15 protein-coding genes are annotated in these 17,865 nt (G+C 71.7%); 8 read left to right on the top strand and 7 right to left on the bottom strand.

The genetic code is table 11. From position 1 onward, the window contains the following. The 3 genes from ACFFRH_RS36025 to ACFFRH_RS36015 all read right to left on the bottom strand — a co-directional run. Nucleotides 1-1,057 (bottom strand): non-reducing end alpha-L-arabinofuranosidase family hydrolase (locus ACFFRH_RS36025; protein ID WP_386161959.1); only part of this gene is annotated, 1,057 nt, incomplete at its 3' end. 768 nt (nucleotides 1,058-1,825) lie between these two features. Further along, entirely contained in the window at nucleotides 1,826-2,752 is a 927-nt protein-coding gene (locus tag ACFFRH_RS36020; protein WP_344743675.1) for a hypothetical protein, read from the bottom strand. A 3-nt stretch (nucleotides 2,753-2,755) separates the two neighbouring features. Continuing rightward, nucleotides 2,756-3,373, bottom strand: a complete 618-nt coding sequence (locus ACFFRH_RS36015) for a hypothetical protein (RefSeq protein ID WP_344743674.1) — start codon at nucleotides 3,371-3,373, stop codon at nucleotides 2,756-2,758. Between ACFFRH_RS36015 and ACFFRH_RS36010 the strand changes: the two genes are divergently transcribed. Continuing rightward, nucleotides 3,331-3,897 carry a response regulator gene (locus ACFFRH_RS36010; protein WP_344743672.1) on the top strand — a complete coding sequence of 189 codons (567 nt, stop codon included), beginning with the start codon at nucleotides 3,331-3,333 and terminating at the stop codon, nucleotides 3,895-3,897. The two genes, ACFFRH_RS36015 and ACFFRH_RS36010, sit on opposite strands and share 43 nt — an antisense overlap. Here ACFFRH_RS36010 and ACFFRH_RS36005 read toward each other — a convergent pair. After that, on the bottom strand, nucleotides 3,793-4,230 hold the full coding sequence (locus ACFFRH_RS36005; RefSeq protein WP_344743671.1) for a winged helix-turn-helix transcriptional regulator: 438 nt from the start codon (nucleotides 4,228-4,230) through the stop codon (nucleotides 3,793-3,795). The genes ACFFRH_RS36010 and ACFFRH_RS36005 overlap by 105 nt on opposite strands. Nucleotides 4,231-4,305: 75 nt before the next feature. Between ACFFRH_RS36005 and ACFFRH_RS36000 the strand changes: the two genes are divergently transcribed. From ACFFRH_RS36000 to ACFFRH_RS35990, 3 genes are all read left to right on the top strand, one after another. Next, nucleotides 4,306-5,136: an SDR family NAD(P)-dependent oxidoreductase gene (locus ACFFRH_RS36000; RefSeq protein ID WP_344743670.1), complete on the top strand. Its 831-nt coding sequence runs from the start codon at nucleotides 4,306-4,308 to the stop codon at nucleotides 5,134-5,136. Nucleotides 5,137-5,411: 275 nt separating this feature from the next. Beyond that, nucleotides 5,412-5,708 carry a hypothetical protein gene (locus ACFFRH_RS35995; RefSeq protein ID WP_344743669.1) on the top strand — a complete coding sequence of 99 codons (297 nt, stop codon included), beginning with the start codon at nucleotides 5,412-5,414 and terminating at the stop codon, nucleotides 5,706-5,708. Nucleotides 5,709-5,894: 186 nt separating this feature from the next. Then, on the top strand, nucleotides 5,895-7,367 hold the full coding sequence (locus ACFFRH_RS35990; protein ID WP_344743668.1) for an MDR family MFS transporter: 1,473 nt from the start codon (nucleotides 5,895-5,897) through the stop codon (nucleotides 7,365-7,367). A 127-nt stretch (nucleotides 7,368-7,494) separates the two neighbouring features. Here ACFFRH_RS35990 and ACFFRH_RS35985 read toward each other — a convergent pair whose 3' ends face one another. Beyond that, the gene (locus tag ACFFRH_RS35985) at nucleotides 7,495-8,475 is read right to left on the bottom strand and encodes a helix-turn-helix domain-containing protein (RefSeq protein ID WP_386161956.1); all 981 of its coding nucleotides are present in this window, start codon (nucleotides 8,473-8,475) and stop codon (nucleotides 7,495-7,497) included. A gap of 70 nt (nucleotides 8,476-8,545) precedes the next feature. On the opposite strand from ACFFRH_RS35985, the gene ACFFRH_RS35980 reads away from it, so the two are divergent. After that, a complete protein-coding gene (locus ACFFRH_RS35980; RefSeq protein WP_344743666.1) occupies nucleotides 8,546-9,577 on the top strand; it encodes a saccharopine dehydrogenase family protein in 1,032 nt (343 codons plus the stop codon). 51 nt (nucleotides 9,578-9,628) lie between these two features. On the opposite strand, the gene ACFFRH_RS35975 is transcribed toward ACFFRH_RS35980, so the two are convergent. Further along, a complete protein-coding gene (locus ACFFRH_RS35975) occupies nucleotides 9,629-11,308 on the bottom strand; it encodes a hypothetical protein (protein ID WP_344743665.1) in 1,680 nt (559 codons plus the stop codon). 218 nt (nucleotides 11,309-11,526) lie between these two features. On the opposite strand from ACFFRH_RS35975, the gene ACFFRH_RS35970 reads away from it, so the two are divergent. From ACFFRH_RS35970 to ACFFRH_RS35960, 3 genes are all read left to right on the top strand, one after another. Then, nucleotides 11,527-11,820, top strand: coding sequence for a trypco2 family protein (locus tag ACFFRH_RS35970; RefSeq protein ID WP_344743664.1), 294 nt, complete (start codon nucleotides 11,527-11,529; stop codon nucleotides 11,818-11,820). Next, nucleotides 11,817-16,301 carry a trypsin-like peptidase domain-containing protein gene (locus ACFFRH_RS35965; RefSeq protein ID WP_386161963.1) on the top strand — a complete coding sequence of 1,495 codons (4,485 nt, stop codon included), beginning with the start codon at nucleotides 11,817-11,819 and terminating at the stop codon, nucleotides 16,299-16,301. The genes ACFFRH_RS35970 and ACFFRH_RS35965 overlap by 4 nt, the downstream gene beginning before the upstream one ends. 311 nt (nucleotides 16,302-16,612) lie before the next feature. Continuing rightward, complete coding sequence (locus ACFFRH_RS35960; RefSeq protein WP_344743662.1) at nucleotides 16,613-17,077, top strand: hypothetical protein; 465 nt, start codon at nucleotides 16,613-16,615, stop codon at nucleotides 17,075-17,077. 303 nt (nucleotides 17,078-17,380) lie between these two features. Here ACFFRH_RS35960 and ACFFRH_RS35955 read toward each other — a convergent pair whose 3' ends face one another. Next, on the bottom strand, nucleotides 17,381-17,854 hold the full coding sequence (locus ACFFRH_RS35955) for a hypothetical protein (RefSeq protein ID WP_386161953.1): 474 nt from the start codon (nucleotides 17,852-17,854) through the stop codon (nucleotides 17,381-17,383). Between the last annotated feature and the right edge of the window lie 11 nt (nucleotides 17,855-17,865).

The raw sequence follows: 17,865 nt of genomic DNA, 5'->3' as shown, positions 1-17,865 counted from the left end.
TGCCGATGGGCATGCTGGCGCGGTAGATCTTGCCGTTGTCGCCGGCGAAGAACAGGTACATGTTGGTGCTGTCACCGATGACGGCCTGGTCGATGGGCCCGGTTCCCGATCCGCTGATGCTGCCGGAGAACAGGGTCTGCTGCGCCGACCAGCCGTTGGGGTTGGTGGGGTCGCTGGAGGTGCGGTAGGAGAAGGCGGTCCCGCCCCACTGGTAGGCGAGCACCCAGATGTTCCTGGGGGCGAAGTAGAACAGCGAGGGCGCCACCGTGGAGGACGACATCGCGTTCTGGCTGGCCGAGGCCATCTCCGACCAGTTGGTGAACAGGCCGAAGTTCATCGAGCCCCACCGCGTGCCGTTGTCGTGGGTGGTGGCGTAGACGAGCTGCTTGCCGTTGTAGGGGGCGACGGTGAAGTCCTTGAGCGAGACCCAGCCCGACCTCGGGGTCGCCAGCACACCGGTCGAGCTCCACCGGTACGACGACGGGAGGTTGCACGTGCCGGTCGGCGTCGGCGTCGGCGTCGGGGTCGGCGTTGGGGTGGGAGTGGGGGTCGGCGTGGGAGTGGGGTTGGGGGTGGGGGTTCCGGGGGTCCCGGTGCAGGCCACGCCGTTCAGGGAGAACGAGGTGGGCGACGGGTTGCCGCTGGTGTACGAGCCGTTGAACCCGAAGGAGGCGCTGCCCCCCGACGGGATGGCGCCGTTGTAGCCGACGTTGGTCGCGGTCACCGTCGAACCGGACTGGCTGGATGTGGCGTTCCACATCTGGGTGATCTGCTGGCCGCCCCCGAAGGACCAGGTCAGCTGCCAGCCGTTGACCGCGTCACCCAGGTTGTTGATGGTGACGTTGGCGCCGAAGCCACCCGGCCACGACGAACTGACGGTGTAGTCGACCCGGCAGGCGACGGCCGCCTGCGCGGGCTGCGTGGCCATGAGCCCGGCCGCCGCCAGCAGGATCGGGATCGCGACGATCGCGAAGCCGCGGCGCACGGCCGGTCGGGACGGGGCCGCCGGTGTGACGGCGGAGCGGCGCGGTGTCCGCGGTCTCCAGGGCAGGCGCATGTGTGTGCTCCTCATCTTTTCGTCCAGCCGCTGTCAGGGACTGGTGCGGGTGGTGGGGTGACGGCGTTGCCGTTCGCGGTGATGCCGAAGGTCGTGGAGGAGGCCGGGCGAGCGGCCGGTCGTGGGAGGCGTCGCCGGGGAGCCGTGGAACATCGCACGCCGACGCTGAGAACCTCCACGGCCGACGCCGAGAACCACGGCGAAGATCCGTGATCGAACCGGTCCCGGCGGCCGATCCCGTGTCCGGGGTGAGAGGAGGGCGTGGCTCGGCGTCGTCCGGCGCCCCCGTGGATGGCGTGCCGGGGGCGACCCGGACGTACACGCGGGGTCGCGGTTGTTGTTAGCGCTAACATCACGTCCACCGGCGGACTGCTCCGTTTCTCTGGTGGGAGGTGGTGGTGCGCGGAGCCAATACGATGTGGCCGATCCGCGTCAAAGCGCGGCCCCTGGCCCTTCCCCCGCGCTCCCGCCCCCGGTGGGCCTTCATCTGCTCTTACGGGCATCTGATCGCACCGTACGAGATCGGCTCGGTGATGAAACGTTCAGCGACGGCGACGATTTTCCGCCGTGCGCGGCCGGTTCGCGGCGAATCCTTCCCGGCAGGGGTTCCGTCACCTGCGGCAGGGGGTTCCGTCACCTCCGGCCGCGGTTCCGTCACCTGTCCGCCGCCTCGCCGGAGCCCCGGGACCGGCGTCGGCACCGCGCTGCCTGGGCGAACGCGGCCTCCGGCTCATGCGGCAGTGAACGCCCGGAACGGATGGACCCACGTCACGGTGGGGCGAGGCGGAGGATCTGGTCGCGGACGGGGTCGTCGAGGTCGGCCTGGAGCAGGCCGTTGTTGATGGCGGGGGCGCAGCCCATCGAGATGTTCACCGTGGCGGCGGGTCCTTGCGGGTAGTCGAACACGAGTCGGATGCCGCGTTCGCCGGTGGCTCCGAGCCTTTTGCAGGTGTTCTCGCTCGGCACGGTGTCCAGGGAGTTCAGGGTCGCGGCCAGCGTGCGGGCGATATCCCTGTTGTGCCGTTTGCGGTAGGGCGGCCTCGCGTACGTGGCGTCCCTGCACACGGTGAGGCGGCCGGGGCGTCCGGGAACCATCAGCTCGTCCTGCCCCCGTCGGTCGCCGGGATCGCGGCAGGGGTCCTCCGGCGGTACGGGCCGCCAGATCCCGTCCTCGTAGGCGGTGGTGATGGCGGGCCCGGCGTAGGAGTTGCTGTCGGCCGTGCCGTTGGTGATCGGTGCGCAGCGGTTGACCTCCTCGGCGCCGCCCACCCACAGGGCGCTGCCGTCGGGGTAGGCGAACCGGATGAGATAGTTGGTCATCGGTCCTCCCATCGCTGTGCATACACGGCCCCTGGGGGTGGTGGTCACCGGGAGGTAGGCGAGGTCACGGGCCATCGCCGCCGCCTGGTCCGTCAGCGTCCGCGAACCGGCCAGCCGCTCACCCCCCGGGCGCGTGTTGTCCCCGGGGTAGGCGCAGATGAGGGCCTTCACCGGTGAACCGGGGACGAGCGACTTCTCCACGCCCTCGATGTCCGCGGCGGCGGGCACCCAGCCGCCGATGCCGTCACCGTCCCAGCGTTGCGGGCAGGTGGCCGGTACGGGCGGTGACTCGCCGACCGCTCCCGAGAGCACCACGGCCGCCCCGCACACCCCGGCCGCCGCGAGGCCGAGACCGATCGAAGTGGAGAGTCTCACAGTTCATAGACGTCGCCTCCCGGTCGATCGGTGCCACGCATCGCCCGAGCGGGTCAGCCCGTTGTCCGGAGCCGCACCGTCAGGCATCGGGCGACGCGGGGCGCGGAGTCCGCTGACCCTGGACGAGAACCACGGCCTAGAGCACCTTCCGGGAGCCCGGCAGGGCGCGTACCAGGTACGCGCCCTGCCGGGCTCCCGGAAGAGCACCAGAAGGCCGAGGATGATGCCGACGGCGAGCGCCGACTCGCAGGTCGCCGCTATCAGGGACGGCAGGGTTCCGTGGCCCAGGATCGCCTCTCCGGCGGAGACCAGGACGAGGAGCAGCGCGACCGTGGCGACGGCCGCGGTGGCGAACCCGGCCCGCCCGGCCGTTCTGGAGAGGCCCTCCGGCCAGCCGCGCCGGGTCGCGATCAGCCCGACGTTGAACAGCGCCGCGTACTGCGGCAGGTAGGCGGGTGTGGGCAGTCCCAGGATCGAGACACCCATCGGCACCACGACGCGCCACAGGTAGGTCACCAGAGCCAGCCCGATGGTGAACCCGACGATCGCGGCGGCGCCGGGCGCCCGGCCCGTGACCGGTGCCGGGGCCGGTCCGGACGCGCGCCGGTCCCCGACGGCCACGTCGAGAACGCTATGGATCCGGCGGCCTGGAGTCGTCACCGCGCGGTGGACACTCGCGGGTAGCTCGCACGGGGGACAAGTGCGCCGCGATCGACTTCGTACGGCGGCCGGAGGTCGCGCCGACGACGCGGGGTCCGATCTCGGGCGAGGCCGCGGACGGCGCTGCGGAGGGCGCTGCGGACGTGCGACTCGCCAGGGGGCTCAAGCTCGACGTGATCCTGACGGACCTGCGCATGCCGGGCATGGACGGGCTGACCGCGATCACCGAGCCGGCCAGGCTCGGCATCACCGCGCGGGTGCTGGTTCTGACCACCTACGGCCTGACCACCCATGACCTGACCATCCACGACAACGGCACCCACGTACTGCCCGCGATCGAGGCGAGCGCGACCGGCTGCCTGCTCAAGGACTCTCCCCGCTCAAGGACTCTCCCCGCTCATCGCGACGGAGCCGGTGGCGACATGACGGGACCGGGCCTCGTTGATCTCCGCCTCGTGGCCCACCGCCCAGTCGGCCAGCGCTGACAGCGGTTCGAGCAGCGTTCGCCCGAGGGGGGTCAGGCTGTACTCGACGCTGGGCGGCACGGTCGGGTGCACCTCGCGCCGCACCAGCCCGTCGGTTTCCAGACCGCGCAGCGTACGGGTCAGCATGCGCTGGCTGATTCCCTCGACGGCGCGGTGCAGTTCGTTGTAGCGGTGCGGGCGGCCTCCGAGCAGGATCACCAGCAGCATGCTCCATTTGTCGCCTACGCGGTGGAACACGTCGCTGACAGGGCACGCCGCGAGCTCGTCGACCGGCACCGGCCGGGGAAGCTCGTGGGCCAGCACCGAGGGAACACCAGTGTGCGTACCGGACATGAGACTGCCTTCTTTCCGCCCTTGGCAGGGGAGCCCAGGATTGACCCAGCCGATTCCGAGCCTACGGAGGACACCGTGCAGGGGCAGCCACCGAAAACCGTGATCATCAGCGGCGGCACCGACGGCATGGGCCGCGCGACCGCCCTGGAGCGGCTCGCGAGGGGCGACCACGTCACCGTGATCGGCAGCGACGAGGCCAAGGGACGCGCTCTGCTCGACCGGGCCGCGAACCCGAACCTGCGGTTCGTACGGGCGGACCTGTCCTCGACGGCCGAGGTCGAACGGGTCGTCGCCGGTATCTTCGAGCGGCACGACAGCGTCGACGCGCTGGCGCTGTTCGCCAACCGGGTGAGCGCCAAACGCCGGGAGACCGCGGAGGGGCTGGAGTTCACCTTCGCCCTGTACTACCTGAGCCGCTACCTGCTCAGCCACCGGCTGGTCCCGCTGCTCGACGCCGCCCCGAACCCGGTGATCATCAATGTCGCCGGTGTCGGGACCACCGCGGGCCGGATCTTCTGGGATGACCCGCAGCTGACGCGCCGCTACGGCCAGGTGCGCGCCCAGCTTCAGGCGGGCCGGGCGAACGACCTGCTCGGCGTCGCGTTCGCGGGCCAGGCGGGGAGCAAGGCGCGCTACGTGCTCTACCACCCCGGATTCACCCGCAGCGGGGCCGACGGGCACCCGAATCCGCTGGTACGCGGCTCGATCAAGCTGCTCGGGAGGTTCTTCGCCCGTCCGGTGGCCGACGCGGTCCGGCCGATCGTCGAATGGATCGGGGAGCCGCCGGCCGACCCGCTCTCCGCGATCGACAGGGGGCGGCCGGTCGAGAAGTCCCTGAAAACTCTCGATCCCGACGATGCCGCCCACCTGATGACCTACACCGAGAATCTCCTACGCGGCCACTGAACATGCGTCGGTCCCGGTTCGTCGAGCCGTTGACGGAGTCACCGAGGGCCTTCTACGTGGCCGCCGAGCATGTGTCGGTCCCGGTTCGTCGAGCCGGTGGCGGAGTCATCAGGAACCTCCGCCGTGGCCGCCGAGCCCACCGCGAGGATCTACCCAGCCCGGTTCAACGCTGTGGACAGGCTCATGGCCGGTTTCTCCTTCCGGTCCCGGCCAGGGTGTGATCCCGGGGGGCTCCCTGGGGCGAGATACGCGGATCCCGCGTGAGGGAGTCGGGCATGAAACGACGCTTGATCGTCCTTATCGCGGTCGCGGTCGCGGTCGCGGTCGCGGTCGCGGTCGCGACGGCGGCGGCGGTGGCGTTCGCGCCGACGGCGGCGTTCGCGCCGACGGCTGCCGACGAAGCGGGGCCGGCTCGGATCGCCGGGTCGTCCGGCCGCGGTTGCGGGACGGCCATCCGGGATCGACGCTTTTCCCGGTTGGTGATGTGCGCCACTGTGGCGACCCGGCACCCGGTAGTGGGGTGTGCGGTGTTCGCGCAGGTCATAGGGCGATTTGGGGGTTCCTTCGCGTGATCGGGGGATCGTCGTCCGCCGGCGAAAATCGGATGACTCTCGCACCACTTGCCGGAATGCTGTGGACGAGCGATGAGTTTTGTCGGTGGTGACGGTCATTCTTTGCGTGACCGCGACTTCTGCGAGACCCAGGGCTGGCACGCCGGCCATGACCGCGCCATGTCCGACGACCCCGATTGAGGTACCGTGCTCAGCCCCCAGCTCGACTCACCCGCCAAGCCCGTGCCCGCCGTTCCGGGTCGCACCCCGGCTGTGATCCGGCTACTGGTGCTCGCCACGTTCGTGGTCATCCTCAACGAGACGATCATGATCAACGCGATCCCGCGACTGATGAGCGCGCTGCACATCACCGAGCAGACCGCGCAGTGGCTCTCGACCGCCTTCATGCTGACCATGGCCGCCGTCATCCCGGTCACCGGATGGTTCCTGCAGCGGGTGTCCACCCGCAGCGCGTACACCACCGCGATGGGCCTGTTCCTGCTCGGCACGGCGCTGGCAGCCGTCGCGCCGTCGTTCGAGGTGCTGCTGGGCGCCCGCATCATCCAGGCGTCCGGGACGGCCGTGATGATGCCGCTGCTGATGACCACGCTGATGCAGGTGGTGCCCGAGGGTGACCGGGGCCGGGTGATGGGCACCGTCTCCCTGGCCATCTCGGTCGCGCCCGCCATGGGCCCGACGGTCTCGGGAGTGATCCTCCAGTTCGGGTCCTGGCGGCTGCTGTTCGCCGTGGTGCTCCCCATCGCGGCCGTGATCACGTGGGGCGGCCTGAGGCAGCTCAAGAACGTCGGGGAGCCCGAGTTCAGCACCGTCGACTGGTTGAGCGTGGTGACCGCGGCCGCGGGCTTCGGCGGCCTGGTCTACGGGCTCAGCCGGTTCGAGGGCGGTGACATCGCCTTCGCCACCGCGATCGTGGGAGCCGGCCTGGTCGCCATCGCCGCCTTCGTCTTCCGCCAGCTGTCGCTGCAGAAGCGCGGTGTGCCGCTGCTGGACCTGCGCACCCTGCGCTACCGCACCTACACGGTCTCGCTGATCCTGATGTCGGTGGCCTTCATGGCGATGCTCGGCTCGATGGTCCTGCTGCCGCTGTACCTGCAGAACGTCCGCGAGCTCAGCGCCCTGCAGGCCGGACTCCTCGTGATGCCGGGCGGCCTCGCGATGGGGCTGCTCGGCCCGGTCGTCGGCCGCCTGTTCGACCGGTTCGGCGGCCGGATCCTGGTCATCCCCGGCGCGATCGGGATCACGCTCGCGCTCACCGGCTTCGCCCTGGTCACGATGACCATGCCGTTCTGGCAGCTCCTCGGCCTGCACGCGCTGCTGATGGTGAGCCTGGCCGCTACCTTCACCCCGGTGTTCACCCTCGGGCTCGGAGCGGTCCCGCCGCCGCTCTACTCCCACGCCAGCTCGATCCTGAGCACGCTGCAGCAGGTTTTCGCGGCTCTCGGCACCGCGCTCGTGATCACCGTGATGAGCGCGCGAGCCGGTGTCCTGAGATCCGAGGGCGCCACCGAGGTGATCGCCACCCTCGGCGGCATGCGGCTGGCCTTCGTCGTCGGCGCGGTGCTGTCGGTGGCCGTGGTCGTCACCGCCCTGCTCCTGCCCGCGAGGGCGAACGGCGCCGGCGAGAGCGAGGAGACCCGGCTGGAAGAGCAACCGGTGTGACGACGGCGGTGGGAGGGGCGCGATGCTCCTCCCACCGCCGTCGCGCCGCCCCGCCCGTCCCGCCGGCCTTGCCTGCCGCCCCGCCCCCCGCCCTTTCGCCGCGCTCGTGATGCCCGCCGACGGGCCGTCAGGTCGCCGGGGCGGGCGGGGTGGACGGGGGAGGCGGGGTGTGGTGGTTGCGGAAGGTGTTCCGATAGGTCTCCGGGGGCACGCCGAGGGCGCGGTGGAAGTGCCGCCGCAGGGTGGCCGCGGTGCCCATTCCGGTGCGGGCGGCGATGTGCTCGATGCTGTCGCCGGTGGTTTCGAGGAGTTCCTGGGCGCGGTGGACGCGCTGGGTGTGCAGCCAGCGCAGGGGAGTGACGCCGGTCGCGGCGGTGAAGCGCCGGGTCAGGTTGCGGGTGCTCATGTTCGCCCGGCGGGCCAGGTCCGACACGGTCAGCGGCTGGTCCAGCCGCCCGCTCGCCCAGTGCAGCAGGGCGGCGAGCGCGTGGCCGGAGTCGGCGGCCGCCGGGAGGGCGACGAACTGGGCCTGGCCCCCGGCCCGGCGGGCGGGGACCACCAGGCGGCGGGCCAGCTCGTTGGCGACCGCCGCGCCGTGGTCGGCGGTGACGATGTGCAGGCACAGATCCATCCCGGCCGCCTTGCCGGCCGAGGTCAGCACGCTTCCCTCGTCGATGTAGAGGACGTCCGGGTCGACCTGGACCCGGGGATAGCGGGCCGCGAGCGCGGCGGTGTGCTCCCAGTGCGTGGTCGCGCGGCGGCCGTCCAGCACTCCGGCGGCGGCCAGCACGAACGCCCCGGTGCACAGTGACACGAGCCGGGCGCCGCGGTCGTGGGCCGCGCGTACGGCGTCCACCAGGTCGGCCGGCGGGGCGGCGTCGACGTCACCGCACGCCGGGACGATGACGGTGTCCGCGTCCGCGAGGGCGTCGAGCCCGTGGGGGGTGTCGACGCGCAGCCAGCCGCCGAGCCGGGCCTGGCGCGGGCCGCAGGCGCGGAAGTCGTACCACGGGTCGGCCAGGCCGCGGTCGACGCCGAACACCTCGCAGGCCGCGGCGGCCTCGAACAGCAGGGCCTCGTCGTAGAGCGCCAACGCCACAGAGGTCATGGCCGAAAGTGTACGCATCCCGTCGTTTCAGCCACTCGTGGCCGACGTCAATGGCCGTGATCATGTTTGCATGAACGGACAGAACCGGGCGATCGCGGTCTTCGGCGCCTACGGACACACCGCCGCCTTCGTCCTCGGCGAGCTGCGCCGGCGCGGCCGCATGCCCCTCCTCGTCGGCCGGGACGCCGCCAGGCTGCACTCCGCCGCCCAGGCCCACCCGGGAGCGCAGGTCAGGGTCGCCTCCGCCGCGGATCCCGCCTCCCTGGACCGCGCGCTGTCGGACGCGGCGGCGGTCGTCAACTGCGCCGGTCCCTTCTCCGACACCGCGCTTCCCGTGGTCGACGCGGCGCTGCGCGCCGGCATTCCCTACCTGGACGTGGCCGCCGAGCAGGCCGTCACCGTGGAGACGTTCCAGCGGCGTGCCAGCCAGGCCCGCGACGCCGGAGTGGTGGTCGCCCCGTCGATGGCGTTCTACGGCGGGCTGGGCGACCTGCTGGCCAGCGTGGCGATGGGCGACTGGCCGGACGCGGACGACATCACGATCGCGATCGCGCTCGACAGCTGGCGGCCGACGCGAGGAACCCGCGAGACCGTGCGGCGCAACGCGGGCCGGCACCTGGTCTTCACCGGCGGCAGGCTCACCCCGCCCTCCGGCCCGCCGAAGACGGGCGAATGGCGGTTCCCGGCCCCGCTGGGCGTCCAGGAGGTCACCGAGCTCTCCACGGCCGACCAGGTGACGATCTCCCGCCACCTGCGGGTGCCGGAGATCCGCGTCCACATCAACCAGGCACCCCTGCGCGACCTGCGCGATCCCGCGACGCCCCCGCCCACGCCGGCGGACGCCGACGGGCGCTCGGCCCAGACCTTCCTCGTCGACGTGGTCGCGCGCCGGGCCGGTGCGCGGCGCCGCGCGACGGCGTCCGGCCGCGACATCTACGCGGTCACCGCGCCCATCGTCGTGGAGGCGACCGTACGGATCCTCGACGGCCGGGTCCGCGCGGCCGGGGTGGCCGCCGCCGGAGAGCTCTTCGACGCCGCGGACTTCCTGCGGGCGCTCGACCCCGCCCACCTGACCTTCACCGGACCTGACCGGCGGCTCTGAACAGCGCGAACGTCCCGGGGCGATCGTCGGTCCGAGGCGCCCGCGTGTCCGTCAGCGGGGATCGGCCGTCTCGTCCCGCTCGCCGATCCCGGGGTGCTCCTTGGATCGCCTCCTGCGTTCCTCCAGGTTGGCGAAGGCGGCGTCCAGGTCGGTGCCCACGACGACGACCTCGGTGTACAGGCCGGTCAGCCTGCCCGCCAGCTGCACGTTGAGGCCACCCTCCCCGATGGCGTTGTGGAGCTGCTGCGGCGACACGACGACGATCGCGTCGCCCTCCCGGATGTGCGCGTCGACGGTCTCGGCCGGGCGCATGGCGTTCACGAGGTACGTCCGCCGGTCGCTGGAGTAGGCGATGATCTCCAGCCGCTCGTTGTGCGCGGGCCTGTTGACGAGGCGGTACGCGGCGCCGCCACGGCTGTTGTCGGTGCCGAGGCACGCGCCCACCGCGTCCAGGTGCGGCTCCGTGGGGGCCACCACCACCTTGGTACGGGCCCCCATGACCCGCTCGACGTCCTTGACGACGACCCTGCCGTCGATGATCTCCTGAACCTGCGACGCCACCGCCCGTACCGCCAGCTCGGGCACGTCGATCGAGAGCTGCCAGTAGCCGGTCCTGCCGGGAGTGGCCGGCTGGAACTCCGCGGTGAGGGCGGTGACGACGTCGCCCCGCCGCAACCTCAGCGGCGCGACTCCCTCGGGGAGGTTGGCCGTGTCAGGGCGCCAGATGACCGCGTTCCGCCGGTACCCGACCCCCGCGTCGTAGATCACGCAGTCGAACCTGTCCGGCCTGCTCGCGGAGACGTGGGCGGTGACGAGGGTGCCGCGACGCGGCGGAGAGACCAGCTCCGGGCGGCGGTAGCCGAGGGCGGGACGGCCGGTGACGCACTTGAGGTCGAGGATGAAGGAGGCGGCCTCGTCAGGGGTGATCTGCAACGTGTCCGCGACCAGCTGGGCCGGGGTGAGCGGTTCCCTGTCGCAGACTCCGCACCGGGCCCGGTTGCGCCGGATCCGCAGCGAAGGTCTCGCGTCCTTCCTGTGGGGCGGGCCGGTCCTGGGGCAGTCCCACAGGGCGGGATCGTCGTCGGCGGTGGAGCATCCCAGCCGGAGCAGGGCCGACTCGATCGGCGTGGTGTTCGCCTGGGCCAGCCTCCGGTAGCTCGCCAGGTCGGCGCCGGGCTTGACGATCTCGTCGGCGTCCGGCCGGCGGAGCCTTCTGTGGGTGCCGATCCGTTTCCGGATCTCGTGGAGGTCGATTCCCTGGTCCGGTGAATCCTTGCCGCCCGGCTCCGGTTCGCGGCCGGTCGAGAGGAAGGGGAGGCGCTCGGCGCCCCGGATCCCGGCCACGAGCGCGAAACACAGGAGAGCGGGTTTGACGCGGCCGGGCGGGACCAGGCGCAACCGCCGCGCGTAGCGGATCGTCGACACCGCCTCCCGGCTGAGGTTCGTCCCGGCCTCGAAGGCCACGTGCGGCAGGTAACCCGGATCCTCCCCGCCGGCCTGGGCCCACACCAGGCGCTCCGCCGGGTGGCCCGCGTCGGCGAGCGCGCGGCCCTCGTCGTAGGCCCGCTGGAAATCGAGCGGCACTCCCTTGACCTGGACCTCGATCCATCGTTTCGCCAGGCCGCAGACGGCCGTGTAGTGGGCGATGACGTCGGGACCCTCACCCGCCACGAACAGCATCCTGGAGCGCTGGTCGAAAATCGTCAGGCCCCGGCCGGTCCATGCCTCCATAACGGCGGTTACATAATCCTCGGGACCGGCAGGCAGGGAGACCGTAAGGGCGTTCTTCTCGGAAGACGCGGTTTTCGGCCAGTCGGAAGACGAGAGATTCGACCAGCTGACGATTACCTGACTGCCCTGACTTGCCACAATGCTCCTGACCATACATGGATTACATGCTTGATCTTTCGGCATAATGCCATGAAACCCATCCGCCTTTCGGGGGAATCGTGCTTGAGCTGTCGACCGTCATCCGAGAACTGCGCACCGAGCTGACAAAGGCGATGGAGTCCGCCAAAGATGAGCCGCTCCAGTTCGGTATGGGGGCCATCGAGCTGGAGGTGACGATGGTGGTCACCCGTGAGGCCGCACTGAACGGCAAGGTCAAGTTCTGGGTCCTGGAGGCCGGTAGCGACGCCAAGGGGTCCAAGGGAAAAACCCACAGGGTGAAGCTCACCCTCACGCCCGAGGTGGAGGGCCGCTCGCCGTACATCGGGGGTTACGCGGAGGAGGGTGAGGACTGAACGGGGAACGCGGGCGAGGGCTGGACGACAAACGTGTCGGGCAGATCATCGTCGACCTGCCGGGCGGGTCGGGGAGGCGCGGCTCCGGCTATCGGGTGACCGCCGACGTGGTCCTGACCGCCGCCCACGTGGTTGAGGGCGCCCTGCGCGTTCAAGTGCGTTTCACCACGGACCCGGCGCACAAGGTGCCCGCGGAGGTGCTGTGGACGGAGGGCGACCTCGCGGCCCTACGTCTCTTGTCGAAAGGCGACGTCCTTTCGAAAGGTGATGCCCCTCCGAAAGATGACGTCCCCCCGAAAGGCGGCCCTCTTTCGGAACGCGTTCTCTCACCGGAAAGCGACCACCCGCCGGAAGAGGACCACACGGCCCCCGGTGTTCCTCCGGAAGGCGATCTCCGGCCGGTGCGCTACGGGCTCGTGGACAACCAGGCCGGCGAGCTGAGGTGCGAGGCGGTCGGCTTTCCCCGCTTCAAAAAGCGGGACAATCTGCGCGACAGCGTCGAGATGAGCGGTTTCATCCGGCCGCTGTCGAATCGATACACGGGCACCCTCGACGTGCGGGTCGAGGGTCCCCCGGCCGGGAACGGGCAACGCTCCCCCTGGGAGGGCATGTCGGGCGCCGCGCTCTTCGCCGAGGGCAGGCTCGTCGGCATCGTCTCGGAGCATTACCCCGACGAAGGAACCGGGAATCTGACGGCCCAGCGCGCCAACTGGACGTTGACGCCGGAGCAGCGCGAGCAGATCGGTTACGTCGACGTCACCGTCGTCAACCCGCCGGCCGGACGGAGACCCGGCGGCCACCTGGGCAGGGTGCGCGATCTGGCCCCCGCCGAGGGGCTGCGGGACCGCGACGAGGAACTGCGGCGGCTGACCGCCTTCTGCCTGGGCGAGGAGCCGTATCTGTGGGTGCGGGGATCCGCGTGGTCGGGCAAGACCGCGCTGGCCTCCTCCTTCGCCCTCGACCCCCCGCCGGGGGTGCGGGTGGCCGCCTTCTTCGTCTCCGGTCACACCGACGCCGACACCTTCGTCCAGGCCATGGGCGAACAACTCGCGGCCGTCGCGGAGGTGCCGGGCGGCGCGGCCCAGCTGGACGATCTCCTGGAGGACGCGGCACAACGTTGCCGGGAGAACGGTGAACGCCTGCTCCTGGTCGTGGACGGGCTGGACGAGGACAGGGGGCGGTCGGACCGCAGCATCGCCGCCCTGCTTCCCGGCAACCCGCCGGAGGGCGTCCGGGTGCTCGTCACCAGCCGGCCGCACCCCGGGATACCCGACGACGTGCGGGCCGGCCATCCGCTTCGCACCTGCCGTACGCAGGAGCTGGCCCCGAACGCGTACGCCGCGCACCTGGAGAACGAGGCCAGGAGAGACTTCCACCGCTCGATACTGGTTCCGAAGAACAAGAGACTGCTGGGGGTGCTCGCGGTGGCCCGGGGCGCGCTCACCCTGGACGATCTCGCCGCCCTGACGAAGCTGCCGCGATACGAGGTGAGGGACCGGCTCGGCGGCCGCGTCTTCACCCGGACCGAGGACGGCTATCTGTACGCCCACGAGACGCTGCACCGGATGGGCGAGCAGGACCTCGCCCCCAAGCTGGACGGCTACCGCGCGCGGATCCACAGGTGGGCCGACTCCTACCGCGAGCGGGGCTGGCCGCCGGACACGCCCGCGTACCTCCTCGGCTCGTACGGCCGGCTCCTCATCGACCACGCGCACCCGGCCGACCACGCGCACCCGGCCGAGCCCGTGCACTCGGCGGGCCATGTGCACCCGGCCGGCCATGCGCGCCTGGTGGAGTACGCGCTCGACCACGCCCGCCACGAGCGGATGCGCGGGCTCGTGGACGGCGAGTCGGCCGCCGTCCGTGAGATCGCCGCCGCCCAGCGGGCCGTCGGCGGCGAGGCCGACCCCGACCTGCTGACCCTGACGCGCCTGGCCGTCACTCGCGACCGGCTCGGCGGGACCACCTCGCCACCACCGGTCGAGTTGCCCGCTCTCTGGGCCAGGCTCGGCCGGTCCGGCCGGGCGGTCACCCTGGCCCGATCCATCGTCGACGCGGACTCGCGCGCCTCGGCCCTGGCGGCCGTCGCGAAGGTGCTGGCCGAGGGGGACGAGCCGGACACGGCGGTCACCCTGGCGCGATCCATCGACCGCGCGGAGCAGAGGGCCCAGGCCCTGGCCGCCGTCGCGAGGGCGATGGCCGCCCGGGGAGAGTTCCGCGCCGCGGAGACCGTGGCCCGCTCCATCGGGGAGACCGCCGCCGAGGAGGCCGAGGAGGCCGTGGAGACGGAGTGGCGGGTCCGGGCACTGGCCGCGACAGCGGAGGCGAGCCGGTCCACCGAGCTCCTCGACGAGGCGGAGCGGTCGGCCCCGTCCGTCGTCGATCTGGACGGGCAGGCCAGGACCACGGGCGCCCTGGTGAAGGCGGCCGCCGCGTGCGGTGAGACGGCACGGGCGCAGGCCCTGGTCGACAGGCTCCCGCACATGAACCAGCGGGTGTGGGCGCTGAGCATCATCCTGAAGGTGCTCGCCGGTGGCGACCGGGACCGGATCCAGGCCGTCATGGACCGGGCCGAGGAGGAGGCCGGGAAGATCTCTCAGGAGGACGAGCAGAGCTGGGCGATGAGCGCGCTGGTGACGGCCGTCGCCCGCTGCGGCGACGTCACGCGGGCCAGGGCCCTGGCCCGCGGCCTCCGCACCCCCTACGCGCGGTCGTACGCGCTGGCCGGGCTGGCCGACACGGTCGGCGCCGGCGGCGATCCGGAAGGCGCCGAGGCGCTGGCCGACGACGGCCGCCTCCTTCCCGCCCAGCGCGTGCGCGTGCTCACCAATCTGGCGAAGGAGCTCGCCGGCCGGGGTGACACGGAGTGGGCGGTGGAACTGGCCGAACGGGCGGAGGCGCTGACCCGCACGCTCACCCCCCGAGGGCGGCGCGACCGGGCGACGGTCGCCGTGGCGGAGGCGTTCGGCGCCTGCGCGGACCCCAGGGCCGAGACGGTCGCCCTGTCGCCGGAGAGCCTCCACTACCGGGTTCAGGCGCTCATCGCGGCGGCCGGGGCGGTGCCGGATCCCGATCGGGCGTGCGCCCTGGCCGAGCGGGCGGAGACACTGGCCCGTACGCAGACTCCGTTCACGCGGCGGGCGCGGGTGCTGGTCTCCATCACGGACGCGGTCGCGGCCACCGGGGATCTCGGACGCGCCGAGGCGCTGGCCCGCACGATCCCCGACCCGGCCGTCAGGACGAGGGTGCTCATCGACCTGGTGAAGCTGATCGCCGCCCAGGACGTGGCGTGGGCCGAGTCCGTGGTCCGCGAACGGATCCCCGGCGTGGAGGATCAGGGCAGGGCGCGGGTGTGGATCGCGAAGGCGCTCGCCGCCCGCGGAGAGCTCGACCGCGCCGAGGAACTGGCCCTGTCACTGACGGACACGGATCTTCGGGCGCAGGCGCTCGCCCTGCTGGTGAAGGAGATCCCTCGGATGGACCGGGCCGTCGCCGTGGCGCGGAGGATCCCCCACGCCGATCGGCGTGGGCAGGTCTGCGCCGGCCTGGTCCAGACGATGGCCGGCCGAGGGGCGCTCCGCCGGGCCAGGGCGTTGGCGCGCACGCTGCGGGCGGCGGACCAGCGCGCGAACGCGCTGCTCGCCGTGGCGATGTCGAGCGCGGGAGGGGGTGACCCCGAGCTGCTGAAGGAGGTCGAGAGGCTGGTCCGGCGGGTCTCGGACGAGGACAGGAGGACCAGGCTGGTGACCGTCCTGGTGAAGGCGCTCGCCGACACCGGCCGGCTGAGCCACGCCGAGCGGCTGGCCCGCGGTGTTCCGTTCCCCGAGGCGCGGGCGGGCGCGCTGGCCGACGTGGCGGCCGCGCTCGCCTCCCGCGGACAGTTGAGAAAGGCCCTGGCCGTGGTCAGGAACATCCTGGCGCCGGCCTCCAGGGCGCGTGCGTGCGTCGCCGTCGTGAAGGCGCTCTCCGACCGCGGTGACGTGGCCGCCGCCTTCGAGATCGCGGCGAACGAGATTCCCACGGCTGACCACATGGCCCAGGCGTTCACCGTCCTCGTCAGGGAGAACCCCGGCGATGAGAGTGTGGTCGCGGAGGTGACCAGGCGGGCGGAGTCCCTGTTTCCCGCCCGCGTCACCCATCCGGATCAGCAGCTCATGGCCTTCGTCCACCTGCTGCGGGCCATCGTGGACAGCGCCGGACCGGCTGCCACCCGCGGCCTGGCGGACAGGGTCGAGGACCTGGCCGCCGGGATCGAGTCCGCGGACCGGCAGGCGCAGATCCTGGTGGCGCTGTCGAGGACCGTCGAGCCGGTGAGGGGCCGGCGGCTGCTGGCGCGCGTGCTGGGCGGGCCGGCCTGGACGGTCGCCCTGGGCGCGTTGCACGAGGTCGAGCCGGGGGTGCTCCCGGCGATCGCCGAGGAGTGTCTCGGCGACGACTCTCGTCGAGGTGCCGGTGACGCTCGCCTCACGGGAGTGCCGTAGCGGGGTGAGGTGACTTCCCGCTTTCCTGCCTTCTCGCTTTCCCGGCTTCTCCGGTTTTCGGGCCTCCTCGGCTCCTCGGCTCTCGGGCTTCTCCGACCCTCCGGTTGTCCGGCTTCGACGGAGCGGCAGGGGCTGATGGGGGTGTTTGTGTGTCGTAGTGCACGCTCGGCGCTATGTGTGTGTTTGTGCGCAGAAAGGGACTTTCTTCCTGCCTAATGTCAGTGCTGTCCGGAGCGCGGCACTGGAAAAGGCGCACCGGGCGCAGGTCAACCGGGTTCTTCCCGAACACCCTCACTCAAAGGAAATCCCTCATGCGTAAGCTCCGCAGTGTCCTGGTCGGCACGGCCCTGGCCGGTGCTCTGGCGGCCGGTATCGTCGCCGCCCCCGCCCAGGCCGCCACCGCGACCAGCGCCGGCACGGCCTCGGTCGCCCAGGCGCAGTACACCAAGCACTGGTTCTCCGGCTACTCCGACTTCGGCCGTGGCGAGTCGCGCGGTGAGCGCTCCTACTACAAGGGCTACTGGTACTACTCCAACGGCCGCTACTACTTCGACATCAACACCTGGGACCGCGACCGCGACCGGGAGAACACCTTCATCGATTTCTACTACCACGACGACCGCGGCTGGCACAATCGCCGCTTCGACACCGGCGGCCACCACGAGTGGAAGTTCAGCTACAGCGCCAAGGGCGGCTTCGACGGCTTCCGTGTCCGCGTCGGTGAGGGCCGCTCCGGCCACTTCGACTGGGGCAACTACTACCGCGGCTCCTTCTGACCCCTTCGTGAGGTCATGACGGGCGTCGCGTTCGAAGAACGGACGGACGGGCGGGGGGGGGCTGGGCCGGCCGGCGATCCGCCGGCCCCCCCCGCCGGTGGCGGTCTGTGCCGATGTCCGGCGTCGGTTCCACGGCTCGGTTCCGGGGTGTCCGGTCCTGCTCATGAATCTCGGAAGGCGCGCTCCCCCTCCGAGCCGACCCTTGCCGGCTTCTGCCGGCCCCTGCCGGAGTCCCCGGGTGCCAGGAGGCGTGCCGCCCTGGCCGTGGTCTCGGGGACTCCGGTCCGTGTCACACGCTCAGGGTCATGCGGAGTTGGAGATGAGGCACTGCTTGAGCGTGTCCCTGGACTTCTGGCGCTGCGGCGCGATCTTCAGGAGGGCCGCGTCGCGCACCTGCACGTACTTGGCTCCGGCGGCGTTGTAGGCGTCCACCATCTTCTTCGCGGCGGGGTCGAGCGCCGGTGCCTTCACACCGAGCTGCTGCAGCGCCGCCTTCTGGGAGAGCTGGTCGACGTTCGCGTTGGTGCCCGCCTTCATCAGGGCGGCGTGGGCGGCCTTGACCTCCGGGAGGGCGTCGACGTTGGCGAGGGCGTCCTCGGCGTTCAGCATCGCGAGGTATTCCTGCGCGCAGGGGGCCGGGGCGGTGGAGGCGGTCGCGGCGGTGGCGGTCGCGCCGACGGTGGCCAGCGTGGTGAGAAGGCCGAGGGCGGCCAGCGCCGTCGCGGTGGTGCGGGTGTGCATGGGGTGCTCCCGTGAGTGCTGAGGGTTGATTTGCATGGGACCTCATG

Origin of the sequence: Streptosporangium vulgare, from assembly GCF_042428775.1 — a bacterium.
GTDB classification, from domain to species: Bacteria; Actinomycetota; Actinomycetes; order Streptosporangiales; family Streptosporangiaceae; genus Streptosporangium; species Streptosporangium vulgare.
Note: the sequence above shows the minus strand (reverse complement) of the source record. Positions and strands in the feature narration are given on the sequence as shown.

Coding starts and splice junctions, on each gene's coding strand:
- ACFFRH_RS35955 (WP_386161953.1), bottom strand. CDS start 17,854: ATGCAAATCAACCCTCAGCACTCACGGGAGCACCCCATGCACACCCGC.
- ACFFRH_RS35985 (WP_386161956.1), bottom strand. CDS start 8,475: ATGACCTCTGTGGCGTTGGCGCTCTACGACGAGGCCCTGCTGTTCGAG.
- ACFFRH_RS36005 (WP_344743671.1), bottom strand. CDS start 4,230: ATGTCCGGTACGCACACTGGTGTTCCCTCGGTGCTGGCCCACGAGCTT.
- ACFFRH_RS35975 (WP_344743665.1), bottom strand. CDS start 11,308: ATGGAGGCATGGACCGGCCGGGGCCTGACGATTTTCGACCAGCGCTCC.
- ACFFRH_RS35960 (WP_344743662.1), top strand. CDS start 16,613: ATGCGTAAGCTCCGCAGTGTCCTGGTCGGCACGGCCCTGGCCGGTGCT.
- ACFFRH_RS35980 (WP_344743666.1), top strand. CDS start 8,546: ATGAACGGACAGAACCGGGCGATCGCGGTCTTCGGCGCCTACGGACAC.
- ACFFRH_RS35995 (WP_344743669.1), top strand. CDS start 5,412: ATGAAACGACGCTTGATCGTCCTTATCGCGGTCGCGGTCGCGGTCGCG.